At 42.7% G+C, this 4,914-nt stretch carries 5 protein-coding genes; 3 read left to right on the top strand and 2 right to left on the bottom strand.

What is annotated here, in order from left to right:
- Both F6J94_RS30275 and F6J94_RS30270 read right to left on the bottom strand, forming a co-directional pair.
- The coding region (locus F6J94_RS30275) for a DUF1350 family protein (RefSeq protein WP_293047076.1) at window positions 1–532 on the bottom strand (532 nt) is incomplete at its 3' end.
- Window positions 533–831: 299 nt separating this feature from the next.
- Complete coding sequence (locus F6J94_RS30270; protein ID WP_293047074.1) at window positions 832–1,584, bottom strand: hypothetical protein; 753 nt, start codon at window positions 1,582–1,584, stop codon at window positions 832–834.
- Between the two features lie 541 nt (window positions 1,585–2,125).
- Between F6J94_RS30270 and F6J94_RS30265 the strand changes: the two genes are divergently transcribed.
- The 3 genes from F6J94_RS30265 (at window position 2,126) to F6J94_RS30255 (ending at window position 4,637) form a co-directional block, all read left to right on the top strand.
- On the top strand, window positions 2,126–2,629 hold the full coding sequence (locus F6J94_RS30265) for a hypothetical protein (protein ID WP_293047072.1): 504 nt from the start codon (window positions 2,126–2,128) through the stop codon (window positions 2,627–2,629).
- Window positions 2,630–2,956: 327 nt separating this feature from the next.
- The gene (locus F6J94_RS30260) at window positions 2,957–4,150 is read left to right on the top strand and encodes a M4 family metallopeptidase (protein WP_293047070.1); all 1,194 of its coding nucleotides are present in this window, start codon (window positions 2,957–2,959) and stop codon (window positions 4,148–4,150) included.
- Between the two features lie 142 nt (window positions 4,151–4,292).
- Window positions 4,293–4,637, top strand: coding sequence for a protealysin inhibitor emfourin (locus F6J94_RS30255; protein ID WP_293047068.1), 345 nt, complete (start codon window positions 4,293–4,295; stop codon window positions 4,635–4,637).
- The last annotated feature ends 277 nt before the right edge of the window (window positions 4,638–4,914 follow it).

Below are 4,914 nucleotides of genomic sequence, written 5' to 3'. Positions count from 1 at the left end.
TAATAACAGGAGCCATTAATACAGACGGTTGATTGATCAAAGAAATAGATTTCATCTCAGTATCTCTGAGGCTATTCTGAATCTGATCATATTGATCTTTACCCACACAATCTCCCAGAATTTCCTGAAGTTTTTTGAACTCCAAATCACTTAAAAGTTCCAAGAGTGCGATATATTTTGTTCCTAAACTGTGACCTAACCAAAAATAATTACTCCCTCTGGCGGGGGAGTCTTCTTCATAGATACTGTACTCATATCCCAATTTTTTAGCTTCTTCTAAAATTCCATTGAATAGGGGTTTTTGTTCTTTGACCAAACCAATGGCTACAGGCCAATGGCGGAAGGTAAATCTAAACGGTCTGGCAACAACGGTATAACCTGATTCAAATAATCGCTTGGCGATATATCGGTAAAAAATTGTCGGAAAACTTCCGAAAAACGCACCACCAATCAATTGAACAACACCTATTGGCTTGGGATGGATAGCAACCCAAGCAAAGGGAATTGGTCTAAATTTAAATTCGGCATTCATGGCAGTAACCTCTTTGAGGATAACTAATCGAAAGGGATTTTATAATGCGATCGCTTGTCGGTAATACCATCTAGGTTGAAGGTTGAAGGTTAGAGGTTGAAGGTTAGAGGTTGAAGGTTAGAGGTTGAAGGTTACAGGTTACAGGTTGAAGGTTACAGGTTGAAGGTTACAGGTTACAGGTTAGAGGTTTAAGGTTAGAGCTTAGAGATTACAGCTTTCAGCTTTCAGGTTATTAACCCTTCAACATTCAACATTCAACCTTCAACATTCAACCTTCAACCCAACCTTCAACCCAACCTTCAACCTTGGCCTTTGGCCACGCTACGCGAACAACCTTCAACCCAACCTTCAACCTTCGTTGTCTTTTCACCTGAGCCGAGTTGGGCACGGACAAACTGCGTCCGCCGCTCAGTTAACAGCAAACTCAGAGCCATGACGAATTCAGAGGCACTACCGACGAGGGTGCCAACTCTAGAGATTGGTACAGCATTGCCAATTAGGGCAACTAAGGTTCCCACAAATAGCCATGGCCATTTCAGCCTTACCCAGATGCCGATACCAATCAGCAGCACGAACAAATTGACCAAAATTGTTACAATTGGTGGAGCACTCACTTCCGCTACTGTGTAGCGCAAGCTGCCAGCAAAGGTGACTGGAACCAATTCTAGGCCAACAAACTGGGTCGCCACTTCAAACCCACCCAGTCCTAGGGCAAGCACCCAGGATAACACTCGTACAATTGTCTTAGCCCAAACTGCTCCAGCCCGGTGAGCTAGCTCAACAGCAATTACAATGAATAGGGGCACCACTAAGAAGTGTAAGAGGAAGCGCACCATACTCAGTGATTTCAGGAGATCTCCTTCACCAATCAGGCTCCCCATGGCCAGAACTAGATTGTCATAGCTAATGCTTGCTAGCACAATGGGCAGGACAATCATTGCCAGACTAGTTGAGCGACGCCACAGGCGAATTGCCCATGCCAGTAATACCAATTCCACCAAACCAAGACTGAGATGGCCAAGGGGATAAATTTTTAACAAACTTTTAGTCATGATGTTCCATAAACTGAAACAATATCTAAGCTTGGTCTTGATAAGTGCTATGGCTCTCAAAAACGTGACCAACCTATACAAGACCGGCTTATGGGTAAGAGTATTGATCGTTGAATAGCAATTACCCTTAGTTACCAGTTAATTGATTTAAATTCATTGTTGCAAGTTCCCGCATTGATAAATTTACGTTAATTAATAAATCGCAAGATATTGTAGTCAAATCCGACCTCAGCATTCACGTCTTAGCTAAAATTAGGTAATGCTGGATCAATAAACAGAGTCAGCCCTAATCGGTTTTTCAAATAGGGCACTTTTTCGTGACCCGGTTTGGAAGCTATCAGTTATGTTACCCTGATAATAACTAGCTTATAGCTGATCAGCCTTGGGCTGAATGGTTACCATCCGATTACAGTCACGGTTAGGAGCTTGAGGATTTTTCTGTCTCTTATTGTGTCAATTAAGAGAAAATCCTATAAAATTAGTAAGGTACAATTAGTAGGGGCGAAAAGGTTAGATTTAAACAGACTTGGGGTGGTCAATCATGACAAAATCGAAAGGATTAGCTTTAGTCTCAGGGTTCATAAAACTTATTATTATTTGTAGTCTGATTCAACCGATGCTCGGTTGTACTCAACCAACAGAAAATGTGAGTAATGCCGATTTAAATCAAGAGATTCAACCAACAGAAAATTTGGTTAAGGCGGATTTAAATCAAGAGATTAAACTCCAGATCGATCAGATGGCATTAATGGAATCGAAAACGATGCAAGTTAAGGTTCTGGATATAGTGGAGGATTCCAGATGCCCAGCTGATGTAGTCTGTGTGCAACCAGGACAAGTCACCATTGCCTTCGAGGTTGTCAAGGAGAACTCACAACCAGAGGAGGTTGAGTTAACCCTCAGAGCAGCCCAAGAAAATTTAGCTGTTAGAAATTTTGATGGCTATTCCATGACATTAAAAAATGTTGAACCATTGCCAATTACTAATCAGGAAAAAATAATACAATCCGACTATATTGTAACAATTGTTGTATCAAAGACTTAAAAGCTCGGAAATCTAACCTATAATGCTAATTTGGGTATCGATTTTTTCAATCGAGACACGACAGATAAGGGCGTTGCTGATTTGGATGGATGATTTATGAAACTGTGAAAGAGGGTGAAGAGACTGGAATTAAAGCAAGATAGAACAGACTCAATCATCCTAGCAATAGGAAATGCCCTAAATCACAAACTGTTTTGAGTTTCATTCGCTATCATTGAGAGTGGCTGGCAAAGCTTCCAAGATGTTGCTTCGGGCAAAAAAACTTGGCAAAAAAACCTGAGCTAGCAAGGGCGATCATAGTAATAGCAAAAAGACTTAAATAATACTATGCCTACCAAGATAAACCATCACCACCATCACCACCATCACCACCGCAACCCTCTGCACTGTATACTTCCGGCGTATATGCTGCGGGAACTTTCAGAACAGGGAAGCCCTATACAGCGAGAACGAGCATTGAGCGCCCTAGTGGAATCTGGTCAGTTCCGTGGAGTGCGCCAGGAATTAGCTGACTTCTCCACACGACCCAGTGCCCGAGAAGCAGGAGCAGCTAAAGAACGGGTGATCTACCATGCAGACTACCAAACTCGTTTACCTGGCCGTAAAGTCCGGGGGGAAGGAGACCCAGCCACAGGTGACACAGCAGTGGATGAAGCCTACGATGGTTCTGGAGCCACCTTTGATTTATATAGTGACATATACGAGCGGAACTCTATTGATGATCGCGGGATGGTTTTGAGCTCAACCGTTCATTATGGGAGCGGTTTTGACAACGCCTTCTGGAATGGCCGACAGATGACCTATGGGGATGGGGATGAAGATTTGCCAGAAGAGGAGAGACTCTTCAATCGCTTTACTATCGCCATCGATATTATTGGCCATGAGCTGACCCATGGGGTGGTCCAATATGAAGCGGGACTGGTTTATCGGAATCAACCAGGTGCTCTCAACGAACACTTCGCTGATGTATTCGGCATCCTAGTTAAGCAACGGACACTGAACCAAACTGCTAGTGAATCGGATTGGGTGATTGGAGCTGGTCTGTTTAGTGAGAATGTCAATGGTATAGGCATTCGCTCCATGAAAGAACCAGGGACTGCTTATAACGACCCCAGACTAGGTAAAGACCCTCAACCAGCTCATATGAGAGACATCTATACCGGGTCTCAAGATAATGGTGGGGTTCATATCAATTCTGGTATCCCCAACCGAGCCTTCTACATTGCTGCTCTGGACATTGGTGGATACGCTTGGGATAAGGCCGGTTGGATCTGGTATCTGACTTTGAGGGATAAGCTGGGTACCACCTCAGAATTTAAGGATGCTGCCAGAGAGACATACAAGGTGGCAGGTGACCGATTTGGTGTTGGCAGCCTGGAACAAAAAGCTGTCCGTAAAGGTTGGGAAGAGATAGGTGTTGAGATTATTGAACAGCCTCCGACCCCTCAACCCCCTGAACCCCCAGGATGCGCCGCAGGTGCGCCAGACTTTATCAGGTCTTTCTTCACCCCCTCTCCTTAAGGATAAGTAATTCTGTTGTAACTTAAATCTTGCAGCAGCTTGTAGGGTGGGCAGTGGCTGTTAGCGATGCACCAAGCTACCTGTAGGGTGGGCAAGGTTTTGCCCACCCTACCCATGGATTCTGTGCGTAAGTCCTGTCACTATGGTGCAAGATCTAAGAAGTAAAGACTATGGGGGTGTTATGAAAATATACTTTGAGCGTAGTGGCGGTTTTATGGGCATGAATATGGCAACGGAGGTTGATACTGAATCCCTATCGCCAGAAGAAGCTGATCAGTTGCAAGGTCTGCTGAATACTAATAGTTTCTTTGAGCTACCAGCACAGCTGATGTCATCAACACCAGGTGCCGATCAGTTTAGCTACAAACTGACAGTGGAAGTCGCTGGACGTAAAAAAACTGTGGAAATTGGTGATACAGCAGTTCCTGAGATGCTGCAACCTTTGCTAAGACGCTTGACCACTATGGCAAGGTCAAGGTCGAATTAAGAATTAAGAATTTAGAATTTAGAATTTAGAATTTAGAATTAAGTTAGAATTAAGAATTAAGAATTAAGAATTAAGAATTAAGAATTAAGAATTTAGAATTTAGAATTTAGAATTATCCATTCTTCATTCTCCATTATCCATTCTTCATTCTCCATTATCCATTCTTCATTCTTCATTCTTCATTATTAATTCTTCATTCTCCATTCTTCATTCTTAATTCTAACTTAATTCTAAATTCTAAATTCTAAATTCTAAATTCTTAATTCTTAATTCGACC

The organism is Moorena sp. SIO1F2 (assembly GCF_010672755.1).
Lineage (GTDB): Bacteria > Cyanobacteriota > Cyanobacteriia > Cyanobacteriales > Coleofasciculaceae > Moorena.
Note: the sequence above shows the minus strand (reverse complement) of the source record. Positions and strands in the feature narration are given on the sequence as shown.